The sequence below is a fragment of the Plesiomonas sp. genome (assembly GCF_051650925.1).
GTDB lineage: Bacteria > Pseudomonadota > Gammaproteobacteria > Enterobacterales > CAMTGL01 > Plesiomonas.
In genome coordinates, this window is record NZ_JBOFRH010000476.1 from 1 (window position 1) to 17,952 (window position 17,952).

Sequence of the window (17,952 nt, forward strand, 5' to 3'; positions counted from 1 at the left end):
CGTTGAATTAGCGCCGCTTTAGAGCGATAAATGACTTCCGCTTCACGCAGGCCATTGGCTTCGAGTGTTGCACCGGTAGAGACCAGATCACAAATGGCGTCAGCAAGGCCGGCCCGCGGCGCAACCTCGACAGAGCCATTCAACAGACAGCTTTTAAAGGGAATGCCTTTCTCATCCATATAACGTTTGAGTAGGTTTGGGTATGAGGTAGCAATGCGAGCGTTGGTGAGCGAATCGGGGGCGTTATACGCGTGGTCAAATGGTACAGCCAGAGATAAGCGGCAACTGCCAAAATCGAGTCGGCGCAGGGTTTGGTATTGCGGGTTTTCACCACGTGCCTGACGACCAAGTAGCTCTTCCTCCAGCACATTTTCACCGATAATGCCAAGATCAACCACGCCATCCATCACCAGACCGGGGATATCATCATCACGGACACGCAGAATGTCGATAGGCATATTTTCGGCAAACGCGATCAGGCGTTGCTGTTGCAAATTGATTTTAACACCGCAACGGGCCAGCAGCTCGCGTGAGTCATCACTCAGGCGGCCGGATTTCTGCATAGCAATGCGCAGTCGGTTGTTGTTTAGCATGGCAAATTCCTTGTTTGGTCGATTCTGAAATAGTGTGAATTCTGTGTTTTTGAACTCTTCACAATCCTAAAAATCCAGATCTTAAAATCACTATTTTAAAAGTAGTGACTCGATTCGATTCGTTACGTCTTCCGTTGACGTTTTGCCTGTTAGCGCATGATATGCTGCGTTACACAGTAAAAAGCCCCCGGAGTAAGATCTTCCGAGGGCTCTGATTGGTTCTGACTGTCCACCGGAAGATCTCGTTGAGTGTCTTCCACGGAACATCGCCTGAAAGACTACTCAGGGTGATGATGGTGGTGATGGCTAATACGCAGTGTGCTACGTGCAGCCGATGTTACAGTCAGTAAATTCATGGATAATATCTCAACAATACATGATGATTATCTGTTCATATTAATTTCAACTTAACCAAAGCTGCGTTTAAAAGCAACTGTAAAATAACACTTTCAGCGCAATCTTTGCGTTGGGTTTAATACAGGCTTACGGTCTGGCATGCGGGATGATTCGCGCAATGGCAGATCATATTGGCTGTATTGATATACAGTTGGCATAATTGTGTGTCGGACCATCAAAATAACGGGTAATAGGCTGCGGTGTGATTGATAAATATTTTGCGGATAATGGTGCGCTGGCACAGGCTATTAATGGGTTTAAAGCGCGTGAACCGCAGCGCCAAATGGCTGATGCGGTGGCCAATGCTATTTTGCAGAATACATCACTCGTGGTTGAAGCGGGCACGGGCACGGGGAAAACCTATGCGTATTTAGTGCCGGCACTGGCGGCAAAACGCAAAACAATTATCTCTACGGGATCAAAAAATCTCCAAGATCAGCTATATAGCCGCGATTTGCCCACGATTCAGCATGCACTGAATTTCACCGGAAAAATTGCGCTGCTCAAAGGGCGGTCAAACTATGTCTGTTTAGACCGGCTCGATCGTCAAATGGCAGAGAGCCATATTACCGATACCGGAACGCTGGCCGATTTAGTGCGAGTGCGCAGTTGGTCTTCATCCAGCGAAAGTGGTGATCTAAGCGATTGTGATGTGGTGGCTGAAGACAGCCCCGTATTACCGTTGATTACCAGTACTAATGAGACTTGTTTAGGTACAGAGTGCCCGCTTTATAAAGAGTGTTATGTGGTAAAAGCGCGCCGCAAAGCGCTGGAAGCTGATGTAGTGGTAGTAAATCACCACCTTTTTTTGGCGGATATGGTAGTCAAAGAGACCGGTTTTGGTGAGCTCATTCCCGAAGCGGAAGTGATTATTTTTGATGAAGCCCATCAGTTGCCTGATATTGCTAGCCAGTATTTTGGACAGTCATTAACCTCACGGCAGTTGCTTGATCTGGGCAAAGATATGCTACTGGGTTATCACATTGAAGTGCGTGACGTAGCGCAATTGAGTAAAGTGGCTGATCGCCTGACACAAACCGCACAGGATTTATGTGTCGTGCTCTGTGGTGGCAATGCCCGTGGTAATTGGCGCGATATGCTGCGTAATCCGCTGGTACAAGGGGCGTTAGCTCGGCTAAATGATGCGTTAGATTTTGCTGCTGATGTGCTGCGTTTAGTGGTCGGTCGCTCTAAATTGCTCGATGCTGCATTTGAGCGGGCAGAGCTATTTCGCGCTCGGCTTAAACGGTTAATGGATACCGATATCAGCGGTTACAGCTACTGGTATGAGTGCGGAAGCCGCCACTTTAGCCTGAATTTAACGCCGCTCAGTGTTGCAGATAAATTCAGTGAACAGATGAAATCACACTCCGCAGCATGGATTTTTACCTCGGCTACTTTGGCTGTGGGAGATAGCTTTGATCACTATTGCCAGCGTTTAGGGCTGGGTGAAACCCGTCAGATGACCTTAAACAGCCCGTTTGATTATTCACAACAAGCTCTGCTGTGTGTACCGCGTTTTTTGCCTGAAGCGAATCGCCCGTATACCGCAGACCGGCTAGTCAGCTTGTTAACACCGGTGATTGAAGCGAGCCGTGGTCGCTGTTTTTTCTTGTGTACTTCACATCAGATGATGCGTGATCTGGCCGAGCGTTTTCGTGCCTGCTTAACGTTACCTGTGCTGGTACAGGGCGAAACTGGGAAGCAAAAATTGTTGCAGCAATTTGTCGAGCAGGGTGATGCACTGCTGGTGGCCACGGGCAGCTTTTGGGAAGGGGTCGATGTGCGTGGGCAGGCGCTGTCGTGTGTGATTATTGATAAACTGCCCTTTACTGCACCGGATGATCCGCTGCTAAAGGCGCGTATGGAAGACAACAAGCTCAAAGGCGGTGAACCCTTTAATGATGTGCAATTACCGGATGCCGTTATCACCTTAAAACAGGGGGTTGGGCGACTGATCCGTGATACCGATGATCGAGGTGTTATTGTTATTTGTGATCCGCGTTTGGTGGCAAAACCTTACGGGCAAACCTTTCTTGAGAGTTTACCTCCGCTACCACGCACCCGTGATATTGCACGTGTGATTGAGTTTTTACACCAGATTAGCCCGTAATCAGCGGGTTTGGCGCTATTTATGCTATCATTGGCGGTTTAGCTTACTTCTTTATTCGTTATTAATCCGAGGTTTGGATGTCAACCCGAATTCTGGCATTAGATACTGCTACCGAAGCCTGCTCTGCCGCACTCTGGGTAGAGGGTCAGATACACAGCGTTACTGAGATCTGCCCGCGTGAGCACACGCAGCGTATTTTACCCATGGTTCAGCAAATGCTGGCTGAAGGTGGTGTTTCCCTACAACAGCTTGATGCCATTGCATTTGGACGCGGGCCGGGGAGTTTTACCGGTGTGCGTATCGGGATAGGTATTGCACAGGGCCTTGCTCTGGGCGCAGATCTGCCGATGATCGGTGTTTCTAACCTGCTGGCTATGGCTGAAGGCGCACACCGCGTGCACCAACATACTCAGGTATTGGCTGCCATTGATGCGCGAATGAACGAAGTTTACTGGGGTCAGTATCAGCGTACTGCCGATGGTCAGTGGCAACTTTTGGGCGAAGAGCAGGTGCTTACCCCTGATGCTGTTGATACCCAATTGATCAGCGCTGCGGGAATCTGGGCCAAAGTAGGCACTGGTTTTGAAACATACCCTAATTTAGCTACCAATAGCCCGTTGAGCCTGACAAACAGTGATATTTTACTGCCAGAGGCACAAGATATGTTGCCTTATGCGCTGTACTGCTTGGCCAATGGCCTGACAACGGCAGTTGAGAATACCGTTCCTGTCTATTTGCGCAATAACGTGGCATGGAAAAAACTCCCCGGTCGTGAATAATCGGTTCATTGCAGAGAGCCTCTGCTATCTATGCGCTTGACGTTATCGTAAACGTTAGGCGCTCTCTTGCATGATTTTTCATACAGATAAACAGATGTTTGAAAAAGTCGTGTTAATTTATTGTTAAGATCAGGTTTGCCCTGTAGAGTAGTGCTTGTCGTTAGAGCATTTATCCTACAGCAACCGGATTATGTTGCGTAAAGCTAGCCCGGGGTCTCCTCCTGAGGCATGGCATACAACTATATTTGTGAGGAGACTTACCGTGGAAAAGGTCTGGCTTTCTAGTTACCCTGCTGATGTTCCAGCTGAAATAAACCCTGATCAATACTCATCTCTGGTCGACTTGTTTGAACAGGCCATACACCGTTATGCCGATCAGCCTGCTTTCGTTAACATGGGGCAGGTGATGACATTCCGCAAACTTGAAGAGAGCAGTCGGGCATTTGCTGCCTACCTGCAAAATACCCTCAAGTTGCAAAAAGGTGACCGTGTCGCCTTGATGATGCCGAATCTATTACAGTACCCGATAGCCCTGTTTGGTGTACTGCGTGCGGGTATGATTGCCGTTAACGTAAACCCGCTGTATACCCCGCGAGAACTTGAGCATCAGCTCAATGACAGTGGTGCGAAAGCTATTGTTATTGTTTCAAACTTTGCGCACACCCTAGAGAAAGTGGTGTATCAGACACCGATTAAGCATGTCATTTTAACCCGTATGGGTGACCAGTTGCCGATGGCAAAAGGGACACTGGTGAACTTCGTTGTGAAGTACATCAAAAAAATGGTGCCAAAATATAACCTGCCAGATGCCATTTCATTCCGTGCCGCGCTGCGAAAAGGGCGTTTTCAGCAGTATGTAAAACCGGAAATTGTCTGTGATGATATCGCCTTCTTGCAATATACCGGTGGTACAACTGGCGTATCAAAAGGAGCGATGCTCACTCACCGCAATATGGTATCTAACGTTTTACAGGCAAAAGCGGGTTATTCACCTATTCTGGAAGAGGGCCGTGAGCGTGTTGTTACTGCTCTGCCGCTGTACCATGTGTTTGCGCTAACAGTAAACTGCCTGCTGTTTTTAGAGATGGGTGGCAAGAACCTGTTGATTACCAATCCGCGCGATATTCCGGGGTTTGTTAAAGAGCTGGCGCGTTACGATGCCACAGCGATTACCGGCGTTAACACACTGTTTAATGCACTGATCCACAATGAAGACTTCCGTGAAATTAACTTTTCTGCTCTGCGGTTAACCGTGGGGGGCGGCATGTCGGTACAACGCGCGGTTGCTGAACAGTGGCAAAAACTGACCGGCACTAAATTACTTGAAGGCTATGGCCTGACAGAGTGCTCACCGCTGGTAGCAGGTTGCCCGTATAATCTGAAAGGGTATAACGGCGCTATCGGTTTACCGGTACCGTCAACTGATATCAAACTGGTTGACGACGACGGGCACGAAGTGCAAGACGGTGAAGCTGGCGAGTTGTGGGTCAAAGGCCCGCAAGTTATGCTGGGTTACTGGCAGCGTCCGGAAGCAACCGCCGAGATATTGAAAGAGGGCTGGCTGGCTACCGGTGATGTTGTGCGCATTGACAACGAAGGCTTTATGCGGATTGTTGATCGCAAAAAAGATATGATCCTCGTCTCAGGGTTTAATGTTTACCCGAATGAGATCGAAGATGTGGTCGCGCATCACCCAAAAGTACTAGAAGTAGCGGCAGTAGGTGTGCCGAGCGAAGCGTCGGGTGAAGCCGTTAAGATCTGCGTGGTGAAAAAAGATCCGTCATTGACGCGTGATGAGTTAATCGCGTATTGTCGGAAAAATCTCACCGGCTATAAGTGCCCGAAAATCGTTGAGTTTAGGGATGAGCTACCAAAAACCAACGTGGGTAAGATCCTTCGCCGAGCGCTGCGTGAAGAGGCTCAAACACTATCAGCAGTCTCTGTTGATGATGAGCCAGAGCAGGCTAAAGCCTCATAATTTGTGCTGATGTAATACCTATTTAGCTTGAAACGCCGGCAGTTGCCGGCGTTTCTGTTGTTAATATTCGTGAATGACACCTGTCTGGTAGTATGGCTACAGGCAGGTGTATTGATATATATATAAACATGCTCTAATGGATTCTTGTCACGATCACTAAAGTTACAACGGCCTTATCTTGGGGCGGTCTCTTTAGGTATTTCGAAAGCGCCTCTGCCTGATGTTTATACGGCAACGGGCATTCAAGAAGACATAGCATAGTGGAAGAGAATATTGTTGTGGATTACCGATTAATTACTACTGATGCCGACCTGCTTGAGGTTTGCCAGCGTGCAGCAACTTGTGATCTGGTTGCCATTGATACCGAATTTGTGCGTACACGTACCCTCTATCCACAGCTTGGCTTAGTGCAGCTGTTTGATGGGCAGCATGTCTCTTTGATCGATCCACTGGCAATGTCAGATTTGGCACCACTGCGTGATTTGTTGGTTAATCCGGCGATCACCAAAGTGTTGCATGCCTGTGGTGAAGATCTTGAGGTGTTTCAGCACTACTTGGGTGTTATGCCAACACCTATGTTGGATACACAGATCATGGCCGCTTTTCTTGGCCACCGTATTTCAACCGGTTTTGCCGCGTTAGTGGCTGAATATCAGGGTGTAGAGCTGGATAAAGGTGAATCCCGTACCGACTGGCTGGCTCGTCCGTTAACGGAAAAGCAGTGTCACTATGCCGCGGCCGATGTCTATTATTTGTTGCCGATGTTTAAAACGCTGCTAGAAAAAGTGCAGCAGAGTGGGCATATGGGTGCTGTACAAGCGGAGTGTTTGCAGGCCGTTTGGCGTCGTAGTCAGATTACCCAGCCAGATCTTGCTTATCGGGATATTAGTAATGCATGGCAGTTGTACCCGCGTCAGTTAGCCTGTTTACGTTTACTGGCAAAATGGCGTATTGAAGAAGCTCAGCGCCGTGATTTGGCACTTAATTTTGTAGTTAAAGAGCTGAGTTTATGGAAAGTTGCCCGTTATTTGCCACAAACCATGAGTGATTTAAATCACCTTGAGCTGGAAAATCCGGCGATTCGTTTTCATGGCCGGACAATGTTGCAAATGGTTGATCAGGCTAAAAAGCTGCCTGAAAGTGAATGCCCTGCAGCACTGAGCCGTTTGGTAGATAACCCAGAGTACAAAGCAACACTTAAAGAGATCAAAGCGTTTATTGGTACTCTGGAAACGGAAACCGGTTTAAGCAGTGAACTGCTGGCATCACGCCGTCAAATTCACCAATTACTGAGTTTTGCATGGAAATCAACAGAGCATGTTGACTGTGCGAAAAGTGATCAGGATCTACCTGAATTACTGTCAGGATGGCGCGGAGAGTTGATGGGCGAGCGTTTACAGAAATTATTGAGTAAGTCAGCGTAAACTGACTCACTCAACGGATGCGTAGAAGAGCTTTTTAATTAAAAATACGGTAATTAAGGGCTCTTTTTCGCATCATCCTCTGGCAGAGTGACATTCAATTCAAGTATTGAAATATCGTCGCCCTTTTGCTCCAGTTGCACGGTGACATGTTCTGGATCAATCTGAATATATTTACAAATCACGGCGAGAATATCTTGCTTCAATGCCGGTAAGTAGTGAGGCTCACTGTCTCCACGTCGACGTTCAGCAACAATAATCTGCAAACGCTCTTTCGCGATGCTTGCTGTCTGCTTTTTATGCGACAGGAAAAAGTCTAGGAGCGCCATAATTTATCCCCCAAACAATCGCTTTAAAAACCCTTTCTTCTCTTCGTCAAGGAAACGGAAAGGACACTCATTTCCCAAAAGGCGCTCAACGGTATCTAAGTAGGCTTGGCCTGCTTCAGAGTCTTTATCAAGGATAACAGGTTCACCTTGGTTCGACGCTCGCAATACGGAAGGGCTTTCAGGAATAACACCAACCAGTGGAATACGCAAAATCTCTTCAACATCTTGCACACTCAGCATATCACCACGGGTTACCCGCTCAGGGCAGTAACGCGTCAGCAGCAGATGCTCTTTAATCGGCTCAAGACTCTGCTCTGAACGACGTGATTTCGAGGATAAGATCCCCAAAATACGGTCAGAATCTCGGACAGACGAAACTTCAGGGTTAGTTGTGACAATGGCTTCATCAGCAAAATAGAGTGCCATTAGTGCACCGGTTTCAATACCGGCCGGTGAGTCACACAACACATAGTCAAAACCCATGCTGTCGAGTTCATTTAATACTTTTTCTACGCCTTCACGGGTCAGCGCATCTTTATCACGGGTTTGTGAGGCGGGCAAAATAAACAGGTTTTCAACCCGCTTATCTTTAATTAACGCCTGATTCAGGCTGGCATCACCTTGAATCACATTCACAAAATCGTATACCACACGGCGTTCGCAACCCATGATCAGGTCAAGGTTACGCAGGCCGATATCAAAATCAATAACAACGGTTTTTTTGCCCTTCAATGCTAAACCAGTGGCAATGGCCGCGCTTGAAGTTGTTTTACCAACGCCCCCTTTCCCAGAGGTTACAACGATGATACGTGCCATGAGGGGTTCCTTGTCAAAAAGAGCCTATTTCAAAGAGCTTCAAAATGAATATTATCTTCTCGTAACGTAATGCGAGTTGCCTTTTGCCACACCGAAGAGGGGATCTGATCACTCAGCGCATATTGCCCTGATAACGACACCAGCTCAGCTTGCAAATTCAGGCAAAAAATACTGCCATCGGTTCGGCCATCCGCACCGGCAATTGCGCGCCCGCGCATTACGCCGTAAATATGAATATGGCCGTCAGCAATTAATTCCGCCCCCGGGCTTACATGACTATTGACGATAAGATCACAATTTTTCGCATAAATTTGCTGCCCAGATCGTACCGGAGTGTTAATTACCTTCGTATGCGTAATAACGGGTGCGACAGGAGCAGGTTGTTCCGGTTTTGGCTCTTTTATCTTACCTTCACTCAGAATAGGCAACCCAGCGCGTCGAACGCTCTCTTTTTGTTGACTATCAGTGCAGCCGCTTACGCCGACTAAAAATAATCCGGCTTCACGAATCGCACGTTTTAGAAATTTAAAATCTGCTGATTCAGTAAGATTTGCCACATTTAATACCACAGGCGCACCTTGAAAAAAGGCGGGTGCTTGCCGCACTTTTTCTAAAAGCATTTGCTTAATTTGGTTTTGATCTGTGCTGTGCAAATGGACAACAGTGAGGGTGAAATTCCCCCCTTTCAGATCTACAGGGTATTGTGACATAAATTGGTTTCGCTTCTCCTGCGCGTCCTAGCTATATTAGGCATGACAAGAATATAAATCATTTATCTTAACATGTTATAGTTACAACACGGCTTACGCAAGAAAACATAAGGGATTCCGTCGAGATGTGGTGCGCAATCTACAAAAGTATTAAACGTGAAGAGACCTATTTATTCCTAGAGAAAAGAGATGATTTTTCACGGGTTCCGGCTGAATTACTACAAGGCTTTGGAACGCCACAATTAGTTATGCTTTTTCCCTTAAACGGCTCACGAAAATTAGTTCATACCGATGTGAATAAAATGAAAACCGTGCTGGCAGAGCAGGGTTTTTATTTACAACTTCCTCCGCCAAAAGAGAATTTATTAAAACAACATCGTGCGGAGTTTCAAGCAAAAGTAACACCTGATACAAAATAGTTGCAAACAGCTGATTGCGGCTTATTAACAAGCATAACAAAATGGCGATAACACGGGCATCAGAGGGTTAGGCGTGTTTATTGTGATGATAATGTGGTGATAAACAGAGTATAAAAAATGAAGCTTTCATTACTTTCACTCATCGGTATGAGTCTTTTATTAACCGGCTGCGCTTCGGGGCAGTCTGCCCGTTCTGTTCCTGTACAAACTGAGCAAGCCGCAGCACTGGCAACCTTTCGAGCAGATCGTACACCGGCTGACTTTGCCGAGTTTATTCAGCATCTCAAGCAACATGCACTTGCTCAGGGTATTGCTCCGGCAACGGTAGAGCAAGGTTTTACTGATGTGTATTTTTTAGAGCGGGCAGTGAAGGCCGACAGAGGCCAGCCTGAGTTTAAGTTAACGTTAGACCAGTATCTGCAAAAAAGCCTGACCCAGAGTAAAATCCAAAAGGGGCGCGAGATGTATCAGCGCTACCACTCACAACTGATGCCGATTGCAGCAAAATACGGTGTACAACCACAGTATATTATTGCGTTGTGGGGCACTGAGAGCAGTTTTGGGCGCTTTACCGGTAAAGAGAATGTGATCTCTGCACTGTCAACACTGGCTTTTGAAGGCCGCCGAGAGGTCTTTTTTACTAAACAGGTGATGGCTGCTCTGCAAATTCAGCAAGAGGGGCATATCTCTCCGGCATTGATGAAAGGCTCGTGGGCGGGCGCGATGGGGCAGTGTCAGTTCATGCCGACCTCTTTTTTGACTTATGCCGCTGACGGTGACGGTGATGGGCATAAGGATATTTGGAACAACGTACTCGATGTCTTTGCATCCACAGCAAATTATCTCTCCACCGAAGGGTGGAACGATCAGCTAAGCTGGGGTGAGAAAGTGGTGCTTCCTGCTGATTTTAACCGTGAGTTGGCGGGTACGAAAACCGCACAGGGTAAAACGGTGAAGCAGTGGCAGGCATTGGGTGTGAGTTTACCGAATGGGGGCTCTCTACCGCATTTAACCCAGCAGGCATGGTTGGTGTTACCGGATGATATTAACGGTCAGGCTCTGCTGGTATACAACAATTACCGTACGCTGATGCACTGGAACCGCTCTTACTATTTTGCGACCAGTGTTGGCATGCTGGCTGATGCGATTGTTGCGCCATAGTTTATCGCTTCATCATTTATGAACACACCATTTATGGTTCAATAAATGGCAGCGCTCCGTGTGGTATCACCACCGCAGAGCGGTTTGAATCAGATTATTGCGTAAAAGGCTCACAGCTAAGGAGGGTTGTCTATGTATCAACATACTGATTGGCAGGGAACGCCGCTTGCCATTCCTGTCGGAAAAGTTGTATGTGTCGGGCTAAATTATGCTGACCATGTTAAAGAGATGGGCAGCGCCCAAGCCATTGAGCCGGTGCTGTTTTTGAAACCTGATACCGCATTGTGTGATTTACGCCAGCCGGTTGTATTACCGGTAGGGTTTGGTGAGGTACATCATGAAGCCGAAGTTGCAGTGCTTATTGGTGCACCATTGCAAAATGCCACCACAGAACAGGTAGCTGATGCTATTTGGGGTTACGGTATCGGGTTGGATCTGACACTGAGAACCTTGCAGGCTGAGTGTAAAAAAGCGGGGCGTCCGTGGGAGAAGGCCAAAGCCTTTGACGGCTCTTGTCCGGTATCCGGCTTTATTCCCGCCAAAACGTTACATGATCGGCAGAATCTGCCTTTTTCGCTAACAGTCAACGGCCTGGCTTGTCAGCAGGGAAATACGGCAAATATGCTGACACCGATGCTTGAGTTGATCAGTTATATGAGCCGTTTTTTTACCCTGAAAGCCGGTGATATTATTCTGACTGGCACTCCGGAAGGCGTTGGCCCATTGTGTGCAGGAGATCAATTATTGCTGACATTGGCAGAAAGAGACCTTCGTACATCAGCGCAAGAGAGCAAAAGATAATAAGCCGTTGGCTCATTCATAGTGGATAAAAAAATGCCTGTTCAGACTGAGTGCTGAACAGGCATTGTTGTTTTTACGGCCGTATTTTTCCTGAAAATAGTGGTTATCAGGAAAGATATGGTGGATTATGCCCCCACTTTTTTACCCGCAGGTTTTTTGGCGCGGCTCGCCCCTTTACCTTGTGTTTGATGACCACTATTGCTGTGGTTATGGGCACTTTTCCCGCTATTTCCTGCTACACGCTTATCTGCACGTTTTTGTCCTGATGGAGCATGTGCTGATTGTGTATGCGTAGATGCCGTTGATTGAGCTGCCGCTTGTTCTGCGGCACGTCGCCCTTGACGATTGGTTGGTTTTGCACGAGACGCAGCCGGAGTACCGGTTTTAGCCTGCTCTTTATGTGTGCTTTTACCCTGAATATTGTTTGTCGGTGCTTTTTTACCGTTAGGTTTCACCGGCTGGGTGTTCGCTGCAGTACCCGTGGCACTGTGCCCCTGTGTTTTTGCGCGCGGAGTCTGCGGTTTTCCTGTGCGCCCAGCCTCTTTTTGCTGACCGTTACCACGTTGATGGGAAATATCACTGTGTTTGGTCAGCGCAGCACGTGTGCCTTTTTTCATACTATCAGCGTGCTGAATTTCGCGCGCCGAGGCCGGTGGAATCAGGTGTTGAGGGCCTGTACCTATCAGGCGCATTAGCCCCATATCACGTAACGCCTGACGGATCATTGGCCAGCCTGCCTGATCATGATAACGCAGCAAGGCTTTATGTAGGCGGCGTTGACGCTCGCCACGTGCAACAACAATATCCTCACTCTTGTAATCAACCTTACCCAGTGGGTTTTTACCGGAGTGATACATCGTAGTGGCATTAGCCAGCGGTGATGGATAGAAATTTTGCACCTGATCAAGTCGGAACTTGTTCTTTTTCAGCCATAACGCCAGATTGACCATATCTTCATCGCGCGTGCCTGGGTGTGCCGAGATAAAATATGGGATCAGATATTGCTCTTTTCCAGCCTCTTTCGAGTACTGTTCGAACAGCTCTTTAAAGCGATAATAAGAGCCCATACCCGGTTTCATCATCTTAGAAAGCGGGCCTTCCTCGGTGTGTTCTGGTGCAATTTTTAGGTAGCCGCCCACATGGTATTTGGCCAGTTCTTTGACGTAACGCGGATCTTCTACCGCCAGATCATAGCGTACACCTGATGCGATCAGGATCTTTTTGATCCCCTTGAGATCACGTGCCCGACGATAGAGATTAATGGTCGGCTCATGGTTGGTATCCATATGCTGACAAATATCAGGGTAGACGCAAGAGGCGCGGCGGCAGGTCTGCTCGGCACGCGGGCTTTGACAGCGCAGCATATACATATTCGCTGTCGGGCCGCCCAAGTCAGAGATAACACCGGTAAAGCCCGGCACTTTATCTCTGATCTCTTCAATTTCAGAGATAATAGAGTCTTCTGAGCGGCTTTGAATAATTCGGCCTTCGTGTTCGGTAATCGAACAGAATGAGCAGCCACCATAGCAACCACGCATGATATTGATTGAGAAACGGATCATGTCGTAGGCAGGTATTTTAGCTTTGCCATATGAAGGGTGCGGAATGCGTTGGTAAGGTAAACCAAAGACACCGTCCATCTCTTCGGTTGTCAGTGGAATAGCCGGTGGATTGATCCACACATAGCGGTCAGCATGCTTTTGCATCAGCGCACGGGCACAACCTGGATTGGTTTCATGATGCAAAATACGTGATGTATGCGCATACAGCACTTTATCATTTTTTACTTTTTCATAGGAAGGCAGCAAAATATAGGTCTTTTCCCACGGCTTTGGGCGTGGGGGCTGCACGACAATGGCTTTTGCGGCGTTCTGTTTTTCTGCATTTGCTTTTGCGGTATCAGCGTTTGCTGCATCAGCGTCGGTTGCACACGGGGCATCTTCCATATACGGATTAGGGATAGGATCAATGTGGCCCGGTTGATCAATACGGGTTGAGTCAACCCCTTTCCAGTCAAACAACGCCTCTTTACGCATCACCGCAGAGCCGCGAATATCTTGCATATTTTCGACTGTTTCACCGGCAGCAAAGCGGTGGGCAATTTCAATAAGTGGGCGTTCGGCATTACCGTAAATCAGAATATCGGCTTTCGAATCAACCAGCACTGAGCGGCGAACATTGTCTGACCAGTAATCATAATGTGCGATACGGCGTAAACTGGCTTCAATTCCGCCAATCACGACAGGGGCTTCTTTGTAGGCCTCTTTACAGCGCTGGGTGTACACTAAAACAGCACGGTCGGGGCGTTTTCCGCCTACATTATCGGGGGTGTAGGCATCGTCGTGACGCAATTTGCGATCGGCGGTATAACGGTTGATCATAGAATCCATATTGCCGGCAGTGACACCGTAAAACAGATTCGGTTTGCCCAACTTCATGAAGTCATTTTTATTTGTCCAGTCGGGCTGTGCAATAATACCGACACGGAAACCTTGAGCCTCCAGCATACGGCCAATAATGGCCATACCGAAACTCGGGTGGTCGACATAGGCATCACCAGTCACGATAATAATGTCACAGCTATCCCAGCCTAGTTGATCCATCTCCGCACGGGACATGGGCAGGAAAGGGGCTGTGCCATAACATTCTGCCCAGTAACGTGGGTAAGAAAAGAGGCTGCGCTCCGGCTGGATCAGGCTTGTACTCATGTGGCTTATCGCTCCGGTTAGTCAACGGCGTACACAAAGCGCGCGATTATACTCTTTCTATTCGTATCGTGCGAATAAGCTTTTATACTGGGTGATATTAACGCGTGTAAAAAACACCTTTGGTGCGATCCTGATATGGCTGGCATCGTTTTTTTACGTGAGTTTAACGCTCTTTATTTTACGTTTTTGAAAACATTATGTGCCGCCGTTTTGGGGGTATGAACCTTTTAAGTGAAGTATTTAACACTATGACTGAACACGCATTTTGGCAAACTAAAACCCTTGATCAAATGAGCGATAGCGAATGGGAAGCGCTGTGCGATGGCTGCGGGCAGTGCTGCTTACACAAGCTTATTGATGCCGATACCGATGAGCTGTACTACACCAACGTAGCCTGTGATCAGCTCGATCTACAAAGTTGCCAGTGCCGTAACTATGAGAACCGATTTGAGTTTGAGCCTGATTGCATCAAACTGACCCGCGACAACATGCACAGTTTTGAGTGGCTGCCAGTAACATGTGCTTATCGTTTGATTGATGAAGGCAAACCTCTGCCACAGTGGCATCCACTGGTATCGGGTAATCGGGAAACCATGCATAAAGCCGGTGTTTCCGTACGTGATCAGTGTGTTTATGAAATTGATGTGGTTGACTGGGAAGAGCACATCATGAATAAGCCCAAACACGTACGATAAAATGGCATCAGTAACATAATAATCTGGGATAGGAATAATTTGGCCATGTGGGTAATTCAGTAATGGGAATTATCAGGTGATGCAAAGAACACTGGCACTATTCTTTTCCCATGCATGCTAGTTACCGCAGTTGAATGATCAACAGTAAAAAAGATGAAACATAACCAGTGTCAGAGTATCGTTTTATGATGTTAAAGCCACACGATCAGTCTCAGGCAACACCAGCAGCAATGGCGGTGGGGCGTGTTATTTTAGCGCCAATGGAAGGGGTGCTTGACCCGTTACTACGTGATTTATTGACTCGAATCAATGCCTATGATCTATGTGTGACTGAATTTGTACGCGTGGTTGATGCTCTTTTGCCTGAGCATCTGTTCTATCGCTTGTGCCCTGAATTACATCATGGTGGGCTTACGCCATCAGGCACGCCGGTTCGGGTGCAACTGCTCGGCCAATCGCCCCAATGGTTGGCAGAGAATGCAGCCCGTGCGGTTGCACTCGGTTCACAAGGGGTCGATTTAAATTGTGGTTGCCCTTCGAAGAAGGTTAACGGCAGTGACGGCGGAGCATCACTGCTCAAAGATCCTGACTTAATTTATCGTGCAGCCAAAGCCATGCGTGAAGCCGTACCTAATGATATGCCGGTGACAGTAAAAGTTCGTTTAGGTTGGGATAGCACCGATCACAGCATGGAAATTGCCGATGCCGTGCAGCAGGCGGGCGCAACGGAGATTGCGATTCATGGTCGGACAAAGGCTGATGGCTACAAGGCAGATAAAATTAACTGGCCGGCAATTGGTGTGTTGCGCCAGCGTTTGCATATTCCCGTGATTGCCAACGGTGAAATTACCGATTATGCCTCGGCATTGCGTTGCCGTGAACTTACCGGCTGTTCTGATTTGATGCTGGGCAGGGGGGCGCTGAATGTGCCAAATTTAGCGAATGTGGTGAAATATAACCATTCCCCACTCGGCTGGGCTGAGGTGGTTGAGTTGTTACTGGCATACACGGCACTTGAGAAAAACGGAGATAAAGGTTTTTATCATTCGGCACGCATTAAGCAGTGGTTCAGTTATTTACGCAAGCAATATGATGAGGCTGATGCGCTGTTTGCGCAGATACGAACTTTGCAGCGGGTTGATGAGATGGTTGCTGTGCTTTCTGCTTCACAGGACAACTAAATATCGGTTCAATCTGCTCAATCACCGACCGATAATGTCACAGTTATCGGCGTTATATTGTTTTTGATTCTTTATTTTCTTGTTTCTGGTTTTTTAGCAAAAAAAGGTCAGATAACCGGATAATTACATACAAAAACAGGCTGTAGTAACAGCCTGTTTTTTTGTTGATTATGTTGCTCATCTAAAGAGAGTCAGCGGGTTAATCAACCCGCTAATCTTACCGCCACAGTGAACGTTTTTCCTTCCCAAGCAATAGCCCTAATGCGATGACAACCGCCACAATCAGGTAAGCGGCGAAGATAAACACCAACCAGCCCGGCATAGTGATATTCAAAAAGTGCCACTGATCTTGCGCGCAATCACCGTAAGCTTCAAAAATACCTGGAACCCACTTGTTTAGCGGCAACCAGCTGGGAAAGCGCACCATAAAATCACAGGTTTGAAACGGTGATGGGTTAACTTGAAGTTGATTATGCTCCCACGCCAGCATAACACCCTGCCATGCGCTGTACATCCAAAGTACAATGGCTGACCAGCGAAACACCGGATTTTTCGGGTTACACAAACCAAGCAGTGCCGCACCGACAAGACCAAACAGTGCGACTCTCTCATAAATACAGAGAACACACGGTTCTAGCTTTAGGATATGTTGAAAATAAAGCGCAGTTAACTCAAGCCCCGTGGCGGTAAGTAGCATAAGAAACCACGATAAGCGAGTTGTAGAGAAGCGGTAAAGAGTATCCCACATAATGCTGTAATAGATCCCTGTTATTCAGATAGAGCGTAACGTTGGCATTATCGCAGTGTACACATAAAAAAGGCTCTGGAAATAGAGCCTCATGAGAAAATATTCTATTACAGGTCGTGTTGTTATGCTGCTAGTGTGCTGCCGGTAGCGCATTCGCATTGAGCAGAGCGGCATTTGCTTCATTAGACAACCAGTGCCACTGATAAAAAAGATCAGTCATTGGCTGTAGGGTAAATTCTACGCAAAATAACCCCACCAGTGTGAGCACAATGGTATAAGGCAGTGCCATTATGACCATGCGGCCATACGACAAGCGCAGCAGTGGTGCCAGTGTTGAGGTGAGCAAAAATAAAAAGGCGGCTTGCCCGTTCGGGGTGGCAACGGAAGGCAAATTGGTACCGGTGTTGATTGCCACCGCTAACAGTTCAAACTGTTTCAGGCTTAATGCGCCATTCATCAACGCAGTTTTGGCTTCGTTAATATACACAGTGCCGACAAACACATTATCTGATACAGAGGACAACAGGCCGTTAAACAGATAAAACAGCGTTAGCTGGTGGGAAGGGGATGCCTGTAGTACAAAATCAATGATCGGTTTAAACAGTTGCTGATCAATGATAACGGAAACTACGGCAAAAAATACGGTCAACAGGGCGGTAAAGGGTAACGACTCTTCAAAGGCTTTACCCAGAGAGTGCTCATCAGTAATACCACAAAATGCCGTAGCCATAATAATCACGGATAATCCGATTAACCCCACCGCCGCAAGGTGCAACGCTAAGCCAACAATTAGCCAGATACCGATCAGTGCTTGTACCCACAGTTTTACCGTCTCTTGCTTGGTTCTGCGGGTATCTTGTTGATGATCAAAATCGAGCAAAATTTGGCGAACACTGCTTGGCAATTGGTCGCCATAACCGAATATTTTAAAGCGTTCAACCAGATAACAGGTGAACATTCCGCAGATAAATACCGGTACAGTGACAGGAGACATCCGCAGTAAAAATTCGGCAAAATTCCAGCCAGCACGGTCAGCAATGATCAGATTCTGGGGCTCACCCACCATGGTCATTACACCGCCGAGTGCAGTACCAATGGCGGCAT

At 47.5% G+C, this 17,952-nt stretch carries 16 protein-coding genes and 1 other annotated feature; of the genes, 9 read left to right on the forward strand and 7 right to left on the reverse strand.

Annotated elements, in window-relative coordinates; all coding sequences use genetic code 11:
• Positions 1 to 593, reverse strand: a 593-nt coding sequence (gene hisG, locus ACRC27_RS11560) for an ATP phosphoribosyltransferase (protein ID WP_438639924.1), incomplete at its 3' end; no start/stop codon positions are given.
• 175 nt (positions 594 to 768) lie between these two features.
• Positions 769 to 896 (reverse strand) — a sequence feature (His leader region).
• A gap of 295 nt (positions 897 to 1,191) precedes the next feature.
• Here hisG and ACRC27_RS11565 point away from each other — a divergent pair.
• The 4 genes from ACRC27_RS11565 to rnd all read left to right on the forward strand — a co-directional run bounded on the left by ACRC27_RS11565 (position 1,192) and on the right by rnd (position 7,283).
• On the forward strand, positions 1,192 to 3,102 hold the full coding sequence (locus ACRC27_RS11565) for an ATP-dependent DNA helicase (protein WP_438622946.1): 1,911 nt from the start codon (positions 1,192 to 1,194) through the stop codon (positions 3,100 to 3,102).
• A gap of 77 nt (positions 3,103 to 3,179) precedes the next feature.
• Positions 3,180 to 3,881, forward strand: coding sequence for a tRNA (adenosine(37)-N6)-threonylcarbamoyltransferase complex dimerization subunit type 1 TsaB (gene tsaB / locus ACRC27_RS11570; RefSeq protein WP_438631475.1), 702 nt, complete (start codon positions 3,180 to 3,182; stop codon positions 3,879 to 3,881).
• Positions 3,882 to 4,143: 262 nt separating this feature from the next.
• On the forward strand, positions 4,144 to 5,859 hold the full coding sequence (gene fadD, locus ACRC27_RS11575; RefSeq protein WP_438631477.1) for a long-chain-fatty-acid--CoA ligase FadD: 1,716 nt from the start codon (positions 4,144 to 4,146) through the stop codon (positions 5,857 to 5,859).
• A 278-nt stretch (positions 5,860 to 6,137) separates the two neighbouring features.
• Positions 6,138 to 7,283: a ribonuclease D gene (rnd, locus tag ACRC27_RS11580; RefSeq protein ID WP_438623157.1), complete on the forward strand. Its 1,146-nt coding sequence runs from the start codon at positions 6,138 to 6,140 to the stop codon at positions 7,281 to 7,283.
• 53 nt (positions 7,284 to 7,336) lie between these two features.
• On the opposite strand, the gene minE is transcribed toward rnd, so the two are convergent.
• The 3 genes from minE to minC are packed head-to-tail and all read right to left on the reverse strand — an operon-like array spanning position 7,337 to position 9,135.
• The gene (gene minE / locus ACRC27_RS11585; protein ID WP_438622949.1) at positions 7,337 to 7,609 is read right to left on the reverse strand and encodes a cell division topological specificity factor MinE; all 273 of its coding nucleotides are present in this window, start codon (positions 7,607 to 7,609) and stop codon (positions 7,337 to 7,339) included.
• A 3-nt stretch (positions 7,610 to 7,612) separates the two neighbouring features.
• A complete protein-coding gene (gene minD, locus ACRC27_RS11590) occupies positions 7,613 to 8,425 on the reverse strand; it encodes a septum site-determining protein MinD (RefSeq protein ID WP_438622950.1) in 813 nt (270 codons plus the stop codon).
• 29 nt (positions 8,426 to 8,454) lie between these two features.
• Positions 8,455 to 9,135 (reverse strand): septum site-determining protein MinC, encoded by a 681-nt coding sequence (minC, locus tag ACRC27_RS11595; protein ID WP_438622951.1) that lies wholly within the window; start codon positions 9,133 to 9,135, stop codon positions 8,455 to 8,457.
• Between the two features lie 125 nt (positions 9,136 to 9,260).
• Between minC and ACRC27_RS11600 the strand changes: the two genes are divergently transcribed.
• The 3 genes from ACRC27_RS11600 (at position 9,261) to ACRC27_RS11610 (ending at position 11,516) form a co-directional block, all read left to right on the forward strand.
• Positions 9,261 to 9,554 (forward strand): YcgL domain-containing protein, encoded by a 294-nt coding sequence (locus ACRC27_RS11600; RefSeq protein ID WP_438622952.1) that lies wholly within the window; start codon positions 9,261 to 9,263, stop codon positions 9,552 to 9,554.
• A gap of 117 nt (positions 9,555 to 9,671) precedes the next feature.
• Positions 9,672 to 10,715 carry a lytic murein transglycosylase gene (locus ACRC27_RS11605; protein ID WP_438622953.1) on the forward strand — a complete coding sequence of 348 codons (1,044 nt, stop codon included), beginning with the start codon at positions 9,672 to 9,674 and terminating at the stop codon, positions 10,713 to 10,715.
• Between the two features lie 132 nt (positions 10,716 to 10,847).
• On the forward strand, positions 10,848 to 11,516 hold the full coding sequence (locus ACRC27_RS11610; RefSeq protein WP_438639925.1) for a fumarylacetoacetate hydrolase family protein: 669 nt from the start codon (positions 10,848 to 10,850) through the stop codon (positions 11,514 to 11,516).
• 125 nt (positions 11,517 to 11,641) lie between these two features.
• Here the strand turns inward: ACRC27_RS11610 and ACRC27_RS11615 are convergent, their stop codons facing one another.
• The gene (locus ACRC27_RS11615; protein ID WP_438631481.1) at positions 11,642 to 14,224 is read right to left on the reverse strand and encodes a YgiQ family radical SAM protein; all 2,583 of its coding nucleotides are present in this window, start codon (positions 14,222 to 14,224) and stop codon (positions 11,642 to 11,644) included.
• 248 nt (positions 14,225 to 14,472) lie between these two features.
• Here ACRC27_RS11615 and ACRC27_RS11620 point away from each other — a divergent pair, with 248 nt between their 5' ends.
• Together ACRC27_RS11620 and dusC are read left to right on the forward strand one after the other, a co-directional pair.
• Positions 14,473 to 14,919: a YcgN family cysteine cluster protein gene (locus tag ACRC27_RS11620; protein WP_438622956.1), complete on the forward strand. Its 447-nt coding sequence runs from the start codon at positions 14,473 to 14,475 to the stop codon at positions 14,917 to 14,919.
• Positions 14,920 to 15,104: 185 nt separating this feature from the next.
• Positions 15,105 to 16,100: a tRNA dihydrouridine(16) synthase DusC gene (dusC, locus tag ACRC27_RS11625; protein WP_438631483.1), complete on the forward strand. Its 996-nt coding sequence runs from the start codon at positions 15,105 to 15,107 to the stop codon at positions 16,098 to 16,100.
• Between the two features lie 217 nt (positions 16,101 to 16,317).
• Here the strand turns inward: dusC and dsbB are convergent, their stop codons facing one another.
• Together dsbB and ACRC27_RS11635 are read right to left on the reverse strand one after the other, a co-directional pair.
• Positions 16,318 to 16,848, reverse strand: a complete 531-nt coding sequence (gene dsbB, locus ACRC27_RS11630) for a disulfide bond formation protein DsbB (RefSeq protein WP_438622958.1) — start codon at positions 16,846 to 16,848, stop codon at positions 16,318 to 16,320.
• A 130-nt stretch (positions 16,849 to 16,978) separates the two neighbouring features.
• Positions 16,979 to 17,952: SLC13 family permease (locus tag ACRC27_RS11635; protein WP_438639926.1), on the reverse strand; the 974-nt coding region annotated here is incomplete at its 5' end.

What these genes read in the sequence shown, in the direction of transcription:
- tsaB (WP_438631475.1), top strand. Translation starts at nt 3,180, where the DNA reads ATGTCAACCCGAATTCTGGCATTAGATACTGCTACCGAAGCCTGCTCT.
- minE (WP_438622949.1), bottom strand. Translation starts at nt 7,609, where the DNA reads ATGGCGCTCCTAGACTTTTTCCTGTCGCATAAAAAGCAGACAGCAAGC.
- minD (WP_438622950.1), bottom strand. Translation starts at nt 8,425, where the DNA reads ATGGCACGTATCATCGTTGTAACCTCTGGGAAAGGGGGCGTTGGTAAA.
- minC (WP_438622951.1), bottom strand. Translation starts at nt 9,135, where the DNA reads ATGTCACAATACCCTGTAGATCTGAAAGGGGGGAATTTCACCCTCACT.
- ACRC27_RS11600 (WP_438622952.1), top strand. Translation starts at nt 9,261, where the DNA reads ATGTGGTGCGCAATCTACAAAAGTATTAAACGTGAAGAGACCTATTTA.
- ACRC27_RS11605 (WP_438622953.1), top strand. Translation starts at nt 9,672, where the DNA reads ATGAAGCTTTCATTACTTTCACTCATCGGTATGAGTCTTTTATTAACC.
- ACRC27_RS11610 (WP_438639925.1), top strand. Translation starts at nt 10,848, where the DNA reads ATGTATCAACATACTGATTGGCAGGGAACGCCGCTTGCCATTCCTGTC.
- ACRC27_RS11615 (WP_438631481.1), bottom strand. Translation starts at nt 14,224, where the DNA reads ATGAGTACAAGCCTGATCCAGCCGGAGCGCAGCCTCTTTTCTTACCCA.
- ACRC27_RS11620 (WP_438622956.1), top strand. Translation starts at nt 14,473, where the DNA reads ATGACTGAACACGCATTTTGGCAAACTAAAACCCTTGATCAAATGAGC.
- dusC (WP_438631483.1), top strand. Translation starts at nt 15,105, where the DNA reads ATGATGTTAAAGCCACACGATCAGTCTCAGGCAACACCAGCAGCAATG.
- dsbB (WP_438622958.1), bottom strand. Translation starts at nt 16,848, where the DNA reads ATGTGGGATACTCTTTACCGCTTCTCTACAACTCGCTTATCGTGGTTT.